Annotated in this window: 16 protein-coding genes and 2 tRNA genes; 7 read left to right on the top strand and 11 right to left on the bottom strand. The window is 41.0% G+C overall.

The features are described 5' to 3' along the window. Together A7968_RS18860 and A7968_RS18855 are read right to left on the bottom strand one after the other, a co-directional pair. Entirely contained in the window at positions 1 to 3,345 is a 3,345-nt protein-coding gene (locus A7968_RS18860) for a PAS domain S-box protein (RefSeq protein WP_064668092.1), read from the bottom strand. A gap of 255 nt (positions 3,346 to 3,600) precedes the next feature. Continuing rightward, complete coding sequence (locus A7968_RS18855) at positions 3,601 to 4,581, bottom strand: ion channel (RefSeq protein WP_064668091.1); 981 nt, start codon at positions 4,579 to 4,581, stop codon at positions 3,601 to 3,603. A gap of 115 nt (positions 4,582 to 4,696) precedes the next feature. Here A7968_RS18855 and A7968_RS18850 point away from each other — a divergent pair, with 115 nt between their 5' ends. Next, complete coding sequence (locus A7968_RS18850; protein ID WP_227008898.1) at positions 4,697 to 5,398, top strand: M48 family metallopeptidase; 702 nt, start codon at positions 4,697 to 4,699, stop codon at positions 5,396 to 5,398. 30 nt (positions 5,399 to 5,428) lie between these two features. Here A7968_RS18850 and A7968_RS18845 read toward each other — a convergent pair. Both A7968_RS18845 and A7968_RS18840 read right to left on the bottom strand, forming a co-directional pair. Continuing rightward, positions 5,429 to 5,513: transfer RNA gene (locus A7968_RS18845), tRNA-Tyr, on the bottom strand. Positions 5,514 to 5,561: 48 nt separating this feature from the next. Then, positions 5,562 to 5,646, bottom strand: a tRNA-Tyr gene (locus A7968_RS18840). Positions 5,647 to 5,758: 112 nt separating this feature from the next. Here A7968_RS18840 and A7968_RS18835 point away from each other — a divergent pair. The 3 genes from A7968_RS18835 to A7968_RS18825 all read left to right on the top strand — a co-directional run bounded on the left by A7968_RS18835 (position 5,759) and on the right by A7968_RS18825 (position 7,907). After that, complete coding sequence (locus A7968_RS18835) at positions 5,759 to 6,280, top strand: VC2046/SO_2500 family protein (protein WP_064668089.1); 522 nt, start codon at positions 5,759 to 5,761, stop codon at positions 6,278 to 6,280. A gap of 159 nt (positions 6,281 to 6,439) precedes the next feature. After that, positions 6,440 to 6,742 (top strand): DUF6172 family protein, encoded by a 303-nt coding sequence (locus A7968_RS18830; RefSeq protein WP_064668088.1) that lies wholly within the window; start codon positions 6,440 to 6,442, stop codon positions 6,740 to 6,742. 220 nt (positions 6,743 to 6,962) lie between these two features. Continuing rightward, the gene (locus tag A7968_RS18825; protein WP_064668087.1) at positions 6,963 to 7,907 is read left to right on the top strand and encodes a PDC sensor domain-containing protein; all 945 of its coding nucleotides are present in this window, start codon (positions 6,963 to 6,965) and stop codon (positions 7,905 to 7,907) included. 48 nt (positions 7,908 to 7,955) lie between these two features. Here the strand turns inward: A7968_RS18825 and A7968_RS18820 are convergent, their stop codons facing one another. Together A7968_RS18820 and A7968_RS18815 are read right to left on the bottom strand one after the other, a co-directional pair. Continuing rightward, on the bottom strand, positions 7,956 to 9,581 hold the full coding sequence (locus A7968_RS18820) for a M28 family metallopeptidase (RefSeq protein WP_064668086.1): 1,626 nt from the start codon (positions 9,579 to 9,581) through the stop codon (positions 7,956 to 7,958). Between the two features lie 289 nt (positions 9,582 to 9,870). After that, positions 9,871 to 10,110, bottom strand: coding sequence for an RNA recognition motif domain-containing protein (locus A7968_RS18815; protein WP_064668085.1), 240 nt, complete (start codon positions 10,108 to 10,110; stop codon positions 9,871 to 9,873). Positions 10,111 to 10,353: 243 nt separating this feature from the next. Here A7968_RS18815 and A7968_RS18810 point away from each other — a divergent pair, with 243 nt between their 5' ends. The 3 genes from A7968_RS18810 to A7968_RS23915 all read left to right on the top strand — a co-directional run bounded on the left by A7968_RS18810 (position 10,354) and on the right by A7968_RS23915 (position 11,192). Next, positions 10,354 to 10,578, top strand: a complete 225-nt coding sequence (locus A7968_RS18810; protein ID WP_064668084.1) for a DUF6429 family protein — start codon at positions 10,354 to 10,356, stop codon at positions 10,576 to 10,578. Between the two features lie 132 nt (positions 10,579 to 10,710). After that, on the top strand, positions 10,711 to 10,962 hold the full coding sequence (locus A7968_RS18805; RefSeq protein WP_064668083.1) for a type II toxin-antitoxin system Phd/YefM family antitoxin: 252 nt from the start codon (positions 10,711 to 10,713) through the stop codon (positions 10,960 to 10,962). 107 nt (positions 10,963 to 11,069) lie between these two features. Beyond that, entirely contained in the window at positions 11,070 to 11,192 is a 123-nt protein-coding gene (locus A7968_RS23915; RefSeq protein ID WP_441831250.1) for a type II toxin-antitoxin system RelE family toxin, read from the top strand. 297 nt (positions 11,193 to 11,489) lie between these two features. Here A7968_RS23915 and lnt read toward each other — a convergent pair whose 3' ends face one another. From lnt to miaB, 5 genes are read right to left on the bottom strand one after another with little or no spacing between them, the layout of a single operon-like run. Beyond that, positions 11,490 to 13,067, bottom strand: coding sequence for an apolipoprotein N-acyltransferase (lnt, locus tag A7968_RS18795; RefSeq protein WP_064668082.1), 1,578 nt, complete (start codon positions 13,065 to 13,067; stop codon positions 11,490 to 11,492). Next, positions 13,036 to 13,917 (bottom strand): CNNM family magnesium/cobalt transport protein CorC, encoded by an 882-nt coding sequence (gene corC, locus A7968_RS18790; RefSeq protein ID WP_064668081.1) that lies wholly within the window; start codon positions 13,915 to 13,917, stop codon positions 13,036 to 13,038. The genes lnt and corC overlap by 32 nt, the downstream gene beginning before the upstream one ends. A gap of 22 nt (positions 13,918 to 13,939) precedes the next feature. Next, positions 13,940 to 14,398: an rRNA maturation RNase YbeY gene (ybeY, locus tag A7968_RS18785; RefSeq protein WP_064668080.1), complete on the bottom strand. Its 459-nt coding sequence runs from the start codon at positions 14,396 to 14,398 to the stop codon at positions 13,940 to 13,942. A gap of 4 nt (positions 14,399 to 14,402) precedes the next feature. Further along, positions 14,403 to 15,464, bottom strand: coding sequence for a PhoH family protein (locus A7968_RS18780; protein WP_064668132.1), 1,062 nt, complete (start codon positions 15,462 to 15,464; stop codon positions 14,403 to 14,405). Positions 15,465 to 15,515: 51 nt separating this feature from the next. Then, positions 15,516 to 16,961 (bottom strand): tRNA (N6-isopentenyl adenosine(37)-C2)-methylthiotransferase MiaB, encoded by a 1,446-nt coding sequence (gene miaB, locus A7968_RS18775; RefSeq protein WP_064668079.1) that lies wholly within the window; start codon positions 16,959 to 16,961, stop codon positions 15,516 to 15,518. Positions 16,962 to 17,189 lie beyond the last annotated feature (228 nt).

Genomic DNA, 17,189 nt, shown 5'->3' with positions numbered 1-17,189 from the left:
TTAGCCTCCATCATTTGCAGTTTGGATAAGGAGCGAAATTAACGACTCTAAGTTGGCTTGAGCAGCATAAAAATCAAACTGGTCAAAAAGCTCAATGATATCGTCAATATCGCTTTGATAATTGAGCGGAGCGTGCGTTTTAATTGTTGTTAATAGCTCATCATTCAATTCTGCATTTTCAGCATGTTGATGTAATTGCTCGCATAGCGTTTTAAATTCAGTTATTGAAATCAGCTGCGTTTTTTGTTCGTTATCTTCAAGTGTAGCTGGTTTACAGGCTAAGGTGTTTTCGCGCAGTAATACGTTTACGCTGCTCAGCTCTGTCTGCAGTTGTGCAATAATTTCAGCTTGTTGTTGCGCTGATGGTGCTTTTTCTAGCGCAGAGAATAATTTCATCATGGTGGGCAGACCTAAATTACCTGTTAGCCCTTTTAACGTATGCAGGCTACTTTGTGGATCACTCAATGCATTAACTCCGCCGCTAAAAAGGGTATCACAGAGTATTTTCTGCTCATCAACAAAGCGTTGTATTTGCGTTAACTGCTTACATTTACTCCCCCAAAGTTGGCTGCCTTTTTTGAAATCAATGTGTTTTGCTTTGGGATCACTTTGTTCAATTAGTACTGCTTTTTTTAGCCCGAGGCCAAGCACTTGCGATATTTCTTGATTGAGTTGATTAATATCAACAGGCTTATTTGCAAAGCCATTCATCCCTGCTTTTTTTGCGGTGAGTTTATCTTGTTGTAAAACACTAGCAGTGAGGGCAATGATCGGTGTGTTTTTCAATTGTCGTTGTTGTTCTATTTCGCGTATTTTTTGGGTTGCAGAAATGCCATCGCATTGTGGCATGTGTATATCCATTAAAATAACGTCAAAATCGTGCTTTTCAAACGTATCTAGGGCTTCAAAGCCGTTACTGGCTGTGCTTATTATGTGATTATCACGAGCAAGCAAGAGTTGTAATAACTCGACATTTTGCTCAATATCATCAACCACTAAAATACGCAGTGGCGGTAACTGTGTGTGTAAGCCATTAAAATAGTTTATTTGAGTTTCATCACCGGGCTCTAGCGGCACTGAAAAGTAAAAGCAGCTGCCTTTATTTTCTTCACTGACGACGTTGATCATGCCACCCATTAATTCAACTAATTGTTTGCTAATGGTGGTCCCAAGGCCTGTACCACCAAAACGCCGTGTTGTTGTGCCATCAGCTTGTTCAAAAGGCTGAAATACCGCTTGAAGACGATCTTTGGCGATGCCAATACCGGTATCTTGCACTTCAAAAAATAACTGATTGTTTTGCGTGGTACTAACCGTGACATTCACAGCACCTTGGGCGGTAAACTTCACTGCATTACCAATTAAGTTAGTTAACACTTGGCGTAAGCGATCAGGGTCGCCGTAATAGGTGCTTTGTACAGATTCTTTAATTGTAAGAGTTAACTCAAGATCTTTCTTTTTTGCTTCTAACCAGAAAGTGGAAATAATGCTATCAAGAACCGCTTGCAGATTAAAGTGTACTGGCTCAACGGTGAGCTTACCTTTTTCTAGTTTTGCTGAGTCGAGAATTTCATTTAACAGTCGTAACAGTGAGCGTGCAGCATTATTAACGGTGATTAAATGTTTTTGTTGGTTTTTATCAAGTGGGGTATCCATCAGTAAGTCACTAAAACCAATGATTGAATTCATCGGTGTACGAATTTCATGACTCATATTCGCCATAAAAGATTGTTTAGCTTGGGCTGCTTCTTCAGCGGCTAGTTTGGCAAGCTTTAACTTGTCTTCGTATTCACGGCGCTCACTAATATCAACAATAACACCATCTATCCAAATGGCTTCACCATGCTGATCAAATTCAAAACTGCCTTTTTCAAGTACCCAGATAAGCTTGCCATTACGGTGGCGTAATCTGTACTCAATTGAGTACTGTGATTTACTCGCAATGGCCTCTTCAATTGATTGATTAATGCGGGCTATATCGTCATTGAAAATTAAGTTGCCAAACTCGATATGCTTATCTATAAATTCTGATGGCTGGTAGCCTGTCACCTCATTAATGCTGGGGCTGATAAAAATCATGCTCCAGTTTTGATTCAGTTCGCAGCGAAATACCACGCCTGGCATATTATCCATAAGCGAACGATATTGCTGTTCTTTATCAATCAAGTTCTTTTGTAGTTTACGTTGTTCGGTCAGGTCGGTAATAAAACCAACAAATATCGAATCTTGGCCAGGCTGGGTTGCTTCACCAATCCCTAAGCGAATAGGAAATAAATGGCCATCTTTGTGTTTCGCAAGTACATCACGATTGATGCCAATAACTTTGCCTAAATTGATGTGACCTGCCTTCGAAAGGTATTCATCATGATCGGCTGCGATGTCATCTGCCATCAGCATTTTTACGTTTTTACCTTTTACATCATCGCTATGCCAGCCGAAAATATTCTCTGCTGCATTATTAAAACTTAAAATATGGCCGCGATTGTCAATGGTTACAATGCCATCTATGGCGGTTGATAAAATAGCTGCTAAGCGAGATTCATTGCCGGTTTTTTCTTCCAATAGCATGCGATAGCGCACCATGCCATTAATAATCGCAACGATGGCAGTTAGAATAATGGTGGCGAATACTACGCTAATAGCTACAAATGTAAGCTCTGAGCTATCACTGTCATCACCAATTAATGGTGAAGTTGCAACAAACCGTGTGGCGGCCATACCCATGTAATGCATGCCTGCGACAGCAAAACCTAATATAGTGGCACTGAGTAAGCGGGTTTTAGCCGCGGTTAAGGATGGAAAATGTTTACTGATATTAAAACGCGAATATAAAGAAATAAATGCCAGTAACACAGCAACTAAGATTGATAGCCCAAACATAATTGGGTCATAGCGTAATAATGGACTTAACTGCATCGCGGCCATACCACTATAATGCATAGTGCCAATGCCAGCGCCGAGTAATATGGAAGGCACCACTAAACTTACTATGGTGCTATTACTTTTTACGAGTAGTGAGCCGGCTGTTAAACAGGCGAAAAATGCCGGAATAAAAGATAACAAAGTCAACGCCGGATCATAGCTAATATTTGTACAAAGTGAGAATGCAAGCATGCCAATAAAGTGCATACTCCAAATACCGCCAGCCAGTACCAAAGAAGCTGTGGAGTTGGCAAGTTTTTGATAACCTTTAAAATGTGTTTCTTTTGCAAGATCGATCAAATAAGCGGCAAAGTAAGCGGCAAAAATAGCCGTTAAAACCGACAGTGTTACTAAAAATGGGTCATACACACCATTGATAATAAGGCTCGGATCTTGATCAGTGATAAAAAAAACAGACAGCATAATGACTCAATACATTGTAATTTCAGTCGTAATTTTGGGGCCTGAAATTGTGGTTAATACAAATAATTAATTCTCAAGCAAGATGTCTACGGTCCATTTACACATTTGGCTACAAAAGTTAACAAGATTAAATTCTTTTTAAAATCAGATTACTAAGTTTTGTTTAAAGCAATAGTAGCATTATTTATAACCAATTTTATAGTCGCTATTTATCGGCTACTATTTATTAATTTATACACTAAACGTATGACGCAATTATCGCGTCATACGTTTTACAAACACCACCACGAATAGCGCAAGGGAGAAACTGCCACAAAATGCTTCGATGGCGGCAATAAAGCGCGAAAACCCTACTGGCGTAATATCACCATATCCTAAGGTTGTGAACGTAACCACGCTAAAATAAAAGCTATTTAGTAGCGCTGATAAATTATCGCTCAATGATGCCGCAGTATTTAGTTGCATTAGCTGCCCTGCATCCATCACCCCAAAAATAAAATAGCACAGGGCACAACAGATGATTAATGACAGGCTAAAGCGGATCACGTTTTCAGGTTTTTCGCCGTAGCCACATAACATATCAATAAAGCTAGATGCTAATCGTTTTTTTGAGCCTTGTGGATACTGGGCATGGCGCATTCTGAGTTCTTTGTAAGTAAAATTACCGGCAAGTTCAAATAAACCTTGTTGTTCAGATGCTTTGCGTAGATTACGAAATATCTCTTCAGATTGTTCAAATAGGTCAAGCGCCGCGGTTTTATCTTTTTTCTTTAGTGCTGCTTTGGCTTGTTTTTCTTGTAACAACTCGGAGCCTAAAGCAATATTATCAATACGCGTATTATGGAGTTTTATACCCAAGAGGTTGGTGTCGTGAAGATTACAGTAATGCAGACTTGCATCATGCAAATTGGCTTTCATTAGTGAGCTGTGGGCAATTTTATTATTAAATAGGTGGGCATGGGTTAATGTTGCTCGATAAAAATTACTGTAGGATAAATCAAATCCCTCTTCATCATCTTGTTTTATTAAGTTAAGCCCTGTGAGATTGGCACGTTGTAATTGCAGCCCTTGTAATAATCCTCCTTTTTTTGCATAGCGTTCTAACTTTTGGGTTAGATCTAAGCCTGACTTATCAAATTTTCCGTCATGCCAAAAGCAAAAGCCTGAGCCCATGTCTGTTTCTTGGCATTGATGGCCGTCAGGAGAGGTATAGCTACAACAAGGCTTATCAGGCATCTTTGACGTCGCTTTATTTAATTCTACTTAGTTATAGATTAGCAGTTATTTTGCAGGGTAATATAGCCACCTATTAATTTGTTTAATAACTGCTGGCCAGTTGCAAGAGTTAGGTTTGTTTGAATATACATTAAAACGTAGTCGTCGCCGCAAAACTGTGGCTATCAAAGTGCAACAACAAAGTGTCACTGTTTATGCGCCAGTAGGGGTCGCTAAACAGGAACTTGAAGGTTGGTTATTGAGTAAAAGTGACTGGATAACAGCACAAATTCAGAAGCAAAGTCAGTTACTCGATACTCGTCAATATCCTTTAAAAGATAATAGTATTCTCGTTTTTGCACAGCCAATGGCGCTACTCTATGGAACTAACTCACGCTGTGAATGGCGTCAAGTTAAAAATCAGCCACAGCCAACGCTGCAGTTAAACTTGTCTGGGCGAGTTAAACATAAGCAAGCTATGTATCAAAGCTTGCTTGAACAGTTTCTTCATGAGCAGCTAGAAAGTTATATCGAAATGCGCGTACATCATTACTGTATGAAAATGGCTGAGGCACTACCTAGCAGTATTCGTATTCATACTTATAAACGTCGTTGGGGCAGTTGTAATCGACGCCGAGAGCTGACTTTTAATTTATTACTCGCCAGTGCTCCGCAGACAATTATCGATTATGTCATTGTGCATGAGCTGGCTCACTTAAAGCATTTAAATCATAGTGCGGCTTTTTGGCAGCGAGTCAGTGATTTTTATCCAGAGTATAAGCAAGCAACAAAATGGCTAAAGGAGCAGGGTGCGAGTTTATCTTGGGTGGTTGAGTAAAGTTAGCGAGAGTAAAGATAGAAGGAAAAGTGGTGGAGGGAGCTGGATTCGAACCAGCGAAGGCTGAGCCGTCAGATTTACAGTCTGATCCCTTTGGCCGCTCGGGAACCCCTCCACACTAATTTTGTTACATTTGGCCCCACTTAACTGAGCGATAGAAAAGTGGTGGAGGGAGCTGGATTCGAACCAGCGAAGGCTGAGCCGTCAGATTTACAGTCTGATCCCTTTGGCCGCTCGGGAACCCCTCCAATGCAACGGCGCTGATAATAGCAAAGTGAGTATTTAAGTAAAGAAAAAAGCTAAAGAAATATCAAATAAAGCCGATAAATATCCATTACCTACTTTAATCGGCTAAAGTCTATGCAAATCGATGATTTGTTAATCACAGAGAGTCAACTAAACAATCGTCTTGCTAAAAGTGTGAGTGAATCACGCCGTGGTGAGTTTGCATTGTTATTAGCCATGCTTTCTCATGATGCGCTCGATTTTAGTCAGTTTCATTTACCGAAAACGCCATTTGATACTCATGGGGCGAGCCAAAATGAAACTCAATTACGAGAACTGTTAGGCGCAGGTCCTGAACAAGCACTCGCGCCTGCGCAGTTTGATATGCTGATTGGGCAACATAATGCACAACGTTTACAGCAAGGGGGTATGGCAGATATACGTTTACGTTCATGCCTCAAACCTGAGCCATTAGTGATCCGTAATGATGACAAGCATATCCCACTTATTGTGATCGATAATTGTGAACCGGTTGTGCGTAAACGCCATTTAAATAAAGAAACTCAATTAGATCATCCGCAAATGGATGCCGCTGCATTCTACGATAGTTTGAATAATGCTGACCTTCATCAACCCTTGCACCTAGCACAAGCATGATGTTAGGCTGCTGAAGTTATCGGCAAGACGACTTTATTTGCTTTACTGTAAAAAAAGCATCCAAAAACTAAATGCAATTGCTATAATGGCTGCAAATGGTGTTGCCAATTTATTTGGTATTTATGCCATCATCATTAAATCAAGGTAATTAGGAACGTAATGAAGAAAACATTCACGCTGAATCATGAGAAAATCAAATACCCTCGCATGGTAGATGCTGCAAAGCATGAAGTAAAAAAGTATTTGAAAAGAGAGCGTAACAAAACATTGCCAATAGATGCTGATTACTGGGCATTTGATTGTAAATTTGGTAACACAGCTGAAGATGCGCAAGTTGTGCATGTAGCTGAAATCACTAATTCAATTAGCGAGATTGAAAAGCAAGGCTTAGAGTCTTTCTATGTTGAAATCATTGCTCGACCTGCACAACGTCAAGTGCAAGACTTTGATGATGAAGTGTAAAAGTAATTGATTTGATGAAAAAACGGGCTGCTTAGCCCGTTTTTTTGTGCCTGCAGTTATTGTTTGAAATCTTATCCAAAGTAGCCAATTAACGCACTGTCTCGGTGCGAGAGCAACAATTATCTTCTGTAAATAACTTTAATTTATTGATTTTTAATTAAAAATAAACTTGGTTCTGTAATTGCTTTGGATCCTAACAACGTAGTTAGGAGATTCAATTATGGCCAGAATGAGTTACATCAGTAGCGTTGAGCGTTACCAAGAATATCAACCCGTGATCCATGAATTACTTGATTCAATTTTAGCAAGCCTTGCTGATGGTATTAAAAAGCAACAAGACAACCGGCATTTAGTAAATCAATATCCATTTTTGGAACTGCAATACTGTTTAGATAGAAACGGTGTGCAGCTGGGTAATAATGTCTGTTTTAAACGCCAATATATGAAAACCTTAAATAATCGTGGTGATGCACAAGATTTAAGTGAACGGCCTTATTTTCAAGATATTCAAAAGCAATCTCAGACTCGTTTTACTGCGCCATATATTTCGATTGCCACTAATCATTTATGTATATCGGCTGTCAAAGCACTCAATGATTCCCATGATGAGCAAGCTTACTTAGTGATTGATGTATGCTTGACCCAATTAATTGAGTTTATTATGGGCGATTGCACTCGCGCGACTATGACGCCATTTTTCAAAGCAGGCTATGGCATTATTGTTAGCTGCTTATTTTGCTTGGTGTTATTTTTACTTTATCGGGTGTTTGGCGACATTTACAGTTTGTTATTTAAAACCTCGTTAGCCGAAGATCCACTCGAGCCTTTTAGTATCATTATTTTTATTACTTTAGCGCTGGCTATTTTCGACTTGGGTAAGACCATTCTTGAAGAAGAAATTTTGATGCATAAAGATATCTTTAGGCACAGCTCAACACGTAGAACTATAACGCGGTTTATTTCGACAATTTTGATTGCAGTATCTATAGAAGCTTTACTGACTATGTTTAAAGCAGCGCTTGGCCAATCTCAGTATTTATTACCGGCTATTTATATGATGCTGGCAGTAGTCGGATTATTAATTGCGTTGGCGATTTATGTGTACTTAGGTGCTAAAGCGGAAACTTTGTTGTTGAGTACTCAACGGCATAGAAAAAATGTCTAAGTGATACAATAATGGCTTGAAAATTCAAGCCATTATTGTATGAGGTGTTTATGGGCGTTCTTGTTGGCGTTTCTTCTTAAAGTCTGAATCAGCTTGCCATGCCGGCCAATCACCGTTATTCGCCAGTTTTGTGGCTATATCAACAATTAGCTCAATATCTTGTTTAACCCCGCCAAGGGACCACTGTGGGGAATAGTCATCCGCTTCTTTATGGTATTTGTGGGCGATATAGTCAGGATCAGTATCACCTAAGCTCATAAACAATAAACTTGGCACACCTTGTTTTGCTAATGAGAAGTGGTCTGAGCGAAAAAATAGGCCATTCTGCGGACGTGGATCCATTTTAACATGGCGCCCTTGTGCTTTGGCCGCATCAGCAAGGTAGCTTTCCATTTCTGACATGCCTTTGCCGTACTGCAGAATGTAATCAACACCATCTAGTACGTTCATCCCATCGATGTTGAGTAATGCGACCATTTGTTTGGTTGGCACTATGTCACCAGTGGCAAATTGCTGTGAACCTATCAAGCCGGTTTCTTCTGCGGTGAAGTTGGCAAAAATGATTGAGCGTTTAAATGGGGTTTGCTGATGTATTTTGCTAAGAATTCGTGCAATCTCAACAGTGGCAGCACTGCCAGAGGCGTTATCAACTGCACCGTTATATATCTTTACACCGTCATCCGTTTGCTTAGTGCCAAAATGATCCCAGTGCGCGCCAATCACAATATATTCGTCAGGCTGCTCGCTACCAGTTAGCTGCGCGACCACATTATGAGATTGCGCTTGTGATATCTCAGAGTTAAGTGTCAGGTTGGCTTTAGCGTTTAATGGTGTTGCTTTAAAATCTGGGCTCAGCGCTTTGGCCTTTTCTGTTTGATAATCAAGCCCTGCTTGGGCAAAAATGTCATTTGCCGCTTGCTCATCGATCCAGCCCATCACTGGAATATCAGAGGCATTTTTTTCATCATCTATAAGCGTATATTTACTGCCAGTATTCGAGCTTTCAACCACGCCCCACGGGTAAGCGGCAGGCGCTGTTTCATGGACTATTAATACGGCTTTTGCACCTTGGCGCGCGCCTTCTTCGTATTTATAAGTCCAGCGGCCATAGTAGGTCATGGCATTACCGGTAAATAGGCTTTCGTCTTGGGTCGCAAAACCAGGATCATTGACAAGCACGACGATAGTTTTACCTGTTACATCGATATCTGCAAAGTCATTCCAATTGTATTCAGGGGCATGTATACCATAACCGACAAATACCACCTCTGAGTCGCTGACATTAATTGTTTCATTAATTTGCTGAGTGCGGGCGGTAAAATCTGTTCCTGCATTAAAGCTTAAATCGCCAATTTTTAATGTCATGTTTTGATCAGGAGTCAACTTTGCCATAGTTACTGGCTGTAAAAATTCACCTTTGTAAGCGCCGGTTAACCCTAGTTTTTTGTATTCATCTGCAAGGTAATTAATGGTTAACGTTTCACCTTCAGTTAAAGGGCCGCGGCCTAAAAACTGATCAGACGCTAAAGTTTCAATTAGTTGATGGACGTTTTTAAGATCAACCGCGGGTTGGCTATCAGTTTGTTGGCCGTTATTTTCTGGCGCAGGCTCAGAGCAGCCAAGCAAGGTGAGTAATACCGTTGCAGTTATTACCTTGGAGAGTGTTGTTGTCATTTGGAATCTTTTAGTTATTTGCTATCAGACTGATACCCTACCACTTATTAAAAACTAAGAGTAGAGCTGAATAATACCAATCGGCTTAAATATTTAACCATTCTAGCGTGCTACATAAAGCGCTAACTGCGTTATAAATTTCTCAAGTAGAACAACTACATGTCGAAATTTATGCCTTGTTATCACTCTATTTATCTGTCGCTATAAATGGCTAATAACTTAACATGATTGGTATAGATACAAAAAAACCAGCTTAAAATGCTGGTTTTTACATGAGTGTACCGCACGATTAAGCGTCTGCTAATTTTACGCGTATCTTACTTTTATCAACACTGGTTTGATTTAATGCGGTGATTGCAGTTTTTGCTTCCGCCTCATCTGGCATTTCAACAAACGCAAAGCCTTTTGATTGGCCCGTTTCTTTGTCTAATACTAAATTACAATTAGTAACTTTACCGTGAGCGCTAAATAATGTGCGAATATCGTGTTCGCTGGTGGTTCGTGCTAAATTTCTGACTAATAGTTTCATTATGAACTCTATTTAAAAATGACGAGGGTGATTGTCTCAAGTAATCTTGGTATGACCTAATGATTAATTACAAACCAGTGAAATAAAGCGTAATAAAGATGGATATGAGCACCGCACTTATTTTTTAAGTGCGGCCAGTAATCAATTAAGCGCGAGTGTAAAAAACTGGTGTGGGCAGATAAATAGCTGTTATCTTTTAAATGATGACAAAATTAAAATTTTTAATACGTTATGGATAAGCACATGCAAATAGACACAGATAAAATAGACGATGCTGCATTAGCACTGATGTATTTAACCTTGCACGACAATTGCCGTGCTTGGAAACAGATTGATTGGGATATTACCAATCGATTACATGACAAAGGCTTAATCGACAACCCCATCGGCAAAGCTAAGTCAGTTGGACTGACGGAAGAAGGCCTAAAACAAGCCGAGCTATTGTTTGAGAAGTTGTTTACGAAATAGTTGCTGTTAATCTGGGTAACACACTTTAGAGTCTAATATATACAGGCTGTCGCGATGTAAAATCGCTGCTACAAGTGGTGGATCAGCGTAGGCTCGGGTTTACCCCGCGCATTGAATAGTAAGGGTATACCTATGAAAAGTTCGCATGCAAATTTTTCAGCGACAATTGCAGATTTAAAACAAGATCCAGCTGGACTGATAAAAAATGCGAATGATTTAGCTATTGCTATTTTAAACGACAATCAGCTTGTCGCTTATTTAGTCTCAGCATCAGCGTATGAAAGGTTGGTTGATGAAATTGATGATTACGAATTAGCAAAGATTGTTGCAAGGCGGAGAGAAAAGGTTTCAACCGCAGTTGAAGTAAATATTGATGACTTATAAGCTCAAATTTTTACCTGCATCACAAAAAGAAACTCATAGAATGACTAGAAAATCCTCATGTACCGGCATCGAAACTGAGAGGTTTTGATAGCCTATATAAAATAAAATTGCGCACAGCAGGCCACAGGCTTGCCTATGAAGTGATTGATGATGAAGTTGTAGTATATGTACTCGCTATCGGCAAACGAGATAAAGATGCAGTGAATAAAAAGTTGATGAAACGCAGTTAATAAATACCGTAAGGGTGATTATGAAAAGTGTATTCATATTTTACCTTTGCAAATAACGCCGATGCGCTTGGCTAAATAGGTATTGCAAATTATTAGTGGGTACAGGACTTTCAGTTAAGCTCAAAGCCCATCTAAGTGAAAAATCAACAGTTAACCTGCGTTATTTTGCAGATGAAACCCATGACACTGTTGCTGCATTAAGTTGGTATTGTGGACTTAAGAGTTACTAAAAAATAAGTTGTTGGGCTTTGTTACACTCAACCCAAGCTACGAATAAACTCGCTTACCGCTTACCGCTTACCGCTTACGACTTATAGCAATCCCCACAACTCCCATTAACACCACTACAATCCAAACAGGAAAATTCCCATATTGACTATAAATGCTGTCGCCTTGAATGAGTTTGACGTTGACTTTCAAGGTATCGGCTGCAAATTGTGGCATGCTAACTTGAATTTGGCTGATTGGGTCGTATACGCCACTAATGCCGTTGTTGGTCACACGAATAAGCGGGCGTTGCAATTCAAGGGCGCGCATTCGGGCTATTTGCATATGCTGGTGAGGGCCGTGGGAAGCACCAAACCAGGCATCGTTACTGACAGTAAATAAAATATCCGAATCATGGCGATAATTACCACGTACTAAATCAGCAAACGCAATTTCGTAGCAAATGGCCGGTAAGATATTTAAGCCATTAGCACGTAAGTTATTTTGAACTTGGTCGCCTCTAGAAAACGATGACATAGGTAAATCAAATAACGGAGCGATAGGGCGCAATATATCTTCAAACGGCACAAACTCACCAATCGGCAGTAATTGGTGCTTTTGGTAACGATTTTTACCTAGGTATTGATAATGGCCATGTTCGTCGTCGCGCTCTTTATTACCAAGTATAATCAAGGTGTTGAAAATTGCTTTAGTGTCGCGTTGATAGTCAACAATACCAGTAATGAGGGCGGTGTTGTTAAATGAGGCGGCGCTATCTAAGCCTGCTAAATAACTATCTGCAAGGGCTTCTATTTCAGGAACTGCGGCTTCTGGCCAAACGATTAAGTCTGCATCCCAATGCGGGCGAGTCATGTCTTGGTACTTACTCATTGTGGTCCAAAATTCACTCGGGTCAAAACGCAGATGCTGTTTGATATTGCCTTGTACCAGTAAGGTGCTAATGGTTTTATCACTGTAGCTGTTATTACGCGTATAGTGTGTAATAGCCAATAGTAAAGCGATGCTCAGCATCGTGGCTACTGTGGCTTTAAAGTTCCTTGTAAACAGCAGGCGGTAGAGCGCAAAGCCAATAGCGATACAAATAAGGGTTAAGCCAAATTCACCAATCACGGGGGCGAGTAGGTTAAGCGGGCTATCGGTTTGAGTATAACCAAAGCTTAGCCAAGGGAAGCCTGTCATTACCACGCCACGTAAATACTCAGTAACAGCAAAGCCACTAAGTAATAACAAACCATAGCTATTAGGGCCACTGGCAAAGCGTGTGGCAAACATAAAGGCTAAAGTAGGATAAATGGCTAGATAAGCGCATAACAACACCATCAGTAGTACTGAAGCGATTAACGGCATGCCGCCGAAGGTGGCAATGGATACATGCACCCAGCTGATCCCAGCGCCAAACCAGCCAAGGCCAAAAATGAAGCCGTATTTAGCGGCGCGCTTACTCGCTTTTTTACCGTACTGTAATTCAGGTTCAGTCGTGTGAGTTGTGTAGATTGCCAGCGCTAAGCAGGCAAAAGTGAGGGGCCAAACCTCAAAAGGAGCATAGCTTAAAGTTAAAAGAAGGCCCGCAACCAGTGCGAGCCATGCTTTTTTATCTTTAGCTAAATGCAGGCAGTTAGTCAGTATTGTCTTCACTGTCGTTATCATCAGCCTTTGGCACGGTAACTTGTAATTGCAATAATCGACGATTATCAGCATTGGTTACCTTAAATTGAAAGCCATCAATCTCAATAAGCTCACCACGACCTGGCATGTGCCCAAAGGCATGAAGCACGGTACCGCCGATGGTATCAGCGTCTTGCGTGCTGTAGCCGGTTTTAAAATATTCGTTAAAATCATCAACCGGTGTCAGTGCTTGTACAATAAACACGTGTTTTGCAAGTTGACGAATATCTAGTTGATCTTCTTCGTCGTGTTCATCTTCAATTTCACCAACGATGAGCTCAAGAATATCTTCTATTGTTACTAAACCAGATACGCCACCGTATTCGTCAATAACTAGCGCCATATGATAGCGTTGTTGGCGAAACTCATTAAGCAGCGTATCCACACGCTTACTTTCTGGTACAACAACCGCTGGACGTAAGTAATCACGTAATGATGGCAGTAGCTCATCTTTGTTCAGAATCAGTGGTAGTAGATCTTTTGCTAGTAGAATGCCTTCTATGTGGTCTTTATCTTCACATACCACTGGAAACCGTGAATGCGTAGAATCGACCATCATTGGAATGACTTCTTCCAACGGTGCGTCAACTTCGAGTGTGATCATTTGTGAGCGCGGGATCATAATATCTCGCACTTTTAATTCTGACACACCGAGCACACCTTCGATCATCTCTTTGGTTTCAGGATCTATAACATCCCGAACTTGCGCATCGGCAATTACTTCAGCCAGCTCTTCTCTATTCTGGGGTTCCCCTTGCAACATTTGGGTAATTCTACCCAACCAGGTCTTGCCAGAAGAACCCTGGCTAGTCTGCGAGTTATCGTCGCTCATTGCGTCTATTTGCTCCGTAAATTTAAATATCGTCCCGATATGGGTCTGCTATGCCTAATTCGGCAAGCAATTGCTTTTCAATGCTTTCCATCTCTTTCGCATCTTCATCCTTTATATGGTCAAATCCAAGTAAATGCAAGCATCCGTGGATCACCATATGGGCAAAGTGGTCATGAAATGACTTTTCTTGCTCTATTGACTCAGCTAATACAATGGCCGGGCATATCACTAAATCGCCAACCAAAGGCAGCTCTATTCCTGCTGGCGCTTCAAATTCAAACGACAACACATTCGTTGGTTTATTTTTACCACGGTAGTCATTATTAAGTTGTTGGCTTTGCTCTTCGTCAGCAATCACGATACTCAACTCTGATTCATCACGATATTGACTCAGCGCTTTGTTAGCCCACAACGCAAATTGTTCTAGGCTAGGTAAGTTGTCAAACTCACAGGCTATTTGTAAATCTAATTCAGTGTTCACGGTATTACTCTTTAGTAGCAGGTTGTGCTTGCTCTTGATTTGCGAGCAAGTCTTTAGCGCGCTGTTTTTCGGCGCGTTTTTGTCGCTCAGCTTCGTCGTTGCGCTCATACGCTTCAACAATACGAGCTACCACAGGGTGGCGTACCACGTCTTGTGATTGAAAAAAGTTAAAACTTATTTCATCTACATCACTAAGCACTTCAATAGCGTGACGAAGCCCTGAGCGCGCACCACGAGGTAAATCAACTTGCGTTATATCACCGGTGATCACCGCTTTTGAATTAAAGCCAATCCGGGTTAAGAACATTTTCATTTGTTCAACCGTGGTATTTTGGCTTTCATCTAAAATAATAAAGGCGTCGTTAAGTGTACGACCACGCATAAAGGCCAGTGGCGCAACTTCAATAACATTTTGCTCCATTAATTTTTCCACTTTTTCAAAGCCGAGCATTTCAAACAATGCATCGTATAATGGGCGCAAATATGGGTCGATTTTTTGACTTAAATCGCCGGGTAAAAAACCAAGCTTTTCGCCGGCTTCAACCGCAGGTCGGGTCAATAGAATACGACGGATTTCTTGGCGTTCTAAAGCGTCAACAGCGGCGGCAACAGCTAGGTAAGTTTTACCTGTGCCCGCAGGACCAATTCCAAAGGTGATGTCGTGGCGAAAGATATTCGAGACATAATGACCTTGGTTATCGTTGCGTGGCTTGATAACCCCACGACGGGTTTTGATCATCACTTCTTTGCCATACTCGTTCAGTTCATCTTGTTCTAATGCTGATGATTCACTGATTGCTAAATGAACGGTATTTGCTTCAATTTCGGTAATAACACCACGGACCGGCTGCGTTTCGACATATAAGTCTTTGATAATTTCCATCGCGGCAAATGCGCTGGTGGTTTTTCCGGTGATTTTAAAGTAGTTATCGCGATGAGTAATTTCAACACCTAAACGGCGTTCAATGTGTTTGATATTTTCGTCAAACGGACCACATAAAGAGGAAAGACGTTTGTTGTCGGAGGGTTCTAAATAAATCTCTAATTTCTTTAATTGATTACTCAAAATTGCTTCCTGTTTTGATGTGCCAGCCAAGGCTGGCACAGTAAATTTCGCCTACGGAACGAAAGTCGCAACACCTAATTCATTTGGTGTTGCTTGCGGCTCTGGCTTTGCTGCTTTACTTAAAATATCAGCAGGAGCAACTTCGCGGCGTAAGTTCATTTCTGATTCTGTACGAATTAAGTCACCACGTAAAGAGTTTGGCAGTGCTTCAGTGATACGTACATCAACAAACTGACCGATCACAGTGTGCGGGCCAATAAAATTCACTACGCGGTTGTTTTCAGTACGACCGCGTAATTCCATCGGATTCTTCTTCGATGGCCCTTCAACTAAAATACGTTGCTCTGTATCAAACATTTGGCGACTGATCTGTTGCGCCATTTGGGTAATACGATTTTGTAACAGGTATAAACGCTCTTTCTTTTCTTGCTCGCTCACATCATCAGGCAAATCAGCTGCGGGTGTACCAGGGCGTGCGCTGTAGATAAAGCTAAAGCTCATATCAAAACCAATATCATTGATAAGGTTCATGGTGGCTTCAAAGTCAGCGGTACTTTCACCAGGGAAGCCGATGATAAAGTCTGATGACATACTTAAATTAGGACGAATTTTACGTAACTTACGAATTGTTGACTTGTACTCAATCGCAGTATGGCCACGTTTCATTAAGTTAAGAATACGGTCCGAACCACTTTGTACTGGTAAATGTAAATGATCGACAAGTTCAGGCACATCAGCGTATGCGTCAATGATGTCTGGTGTAAATTCTACCGGGTGCGAGGTGGTATAACGTATACGGTCGATACCATCAATAGCCGCTACATAACGAATTAAGTCTGAGAAGTAACAAATTTCACCATCATGGGTTTCGCCACGATAAGCATTTACGTTTTGACCTAATAAGTTTACTTCGCGGACACCTTGCTCAGCTAACTGGGCAATCTCTAATAATACATCATCAAGCGGGCGGCTTACTTCTTCACCTCGGGTATAAGGGACTACGCAGAATGTACAGTACTTAGAGCAGCCTTCCATGATTGAAACGAATGCAGACGGGCCATCGGCTTTTGGCTCTGGTAAACGGTCAAACTTTTCAATCTCAGGGAAAGAAATATCAACCACAGAGCTGCCTTTGTTACCTTGTACTTGTTTGATCATCTCAGGTAAGCGGTGCAGAGTTTGCGGGCCAAAAATTACGTCTACAAAAGGTGCGCGTTGGCGAATTGAATCACCTTCTTGTGAGGCTACACAACCACCAACACCAATGATTAGATCGGGTTTATCATCTTTAAGTAGCTTCCAACGACCTAGTTGGTGGAATACTTTTTCCTGCGCTTTTTCGCGAATTGAACAGGTATTGAGTAGGATTACATCTGCATCCCCAGCTTCATCAGTTAACTGGTAGCCGTTGGTTGCATCGAGAAGATCAGCCATTTTCTGAGAGTCGTATTCATTCATCTGACAACCCCAGGTTTTAATATGCAGCTTTTTACTCATTGAAATATAGCCTCGTTTTCAATTCGGTAGTGGCACGATTGTGCGCTAAACAGGATAAGTGGCACGTTCGCTTACTTAAAGGACGCGTATTTTAGCTGGATACCCGCTTAGATCCAAGTATAGTTTTTATGTTTGTGAATTGAAGTCAAACAAAGCGTCTTTTCTAGCGGATTAAGATGAAACTCACTCGCACTAATAAACAGAAGTACGATACAATCAAACGCACTG

Source organism: Pseudoalteromonas prydzensis, from assembly GCF_001661495.1.
GTDB lineage: Bacteria > Pseudomonadota > Gammaproteobacteria > Enterobacterales > Alteromonadaceae > Pseudoalteromonas > Pseudoalteromonas prydzensis.
The sequence above is the reverse complement of the archived record's forward strand: the minus strand, read 5'-3'. Positions and strand labels throughout refer to the sequence as shown.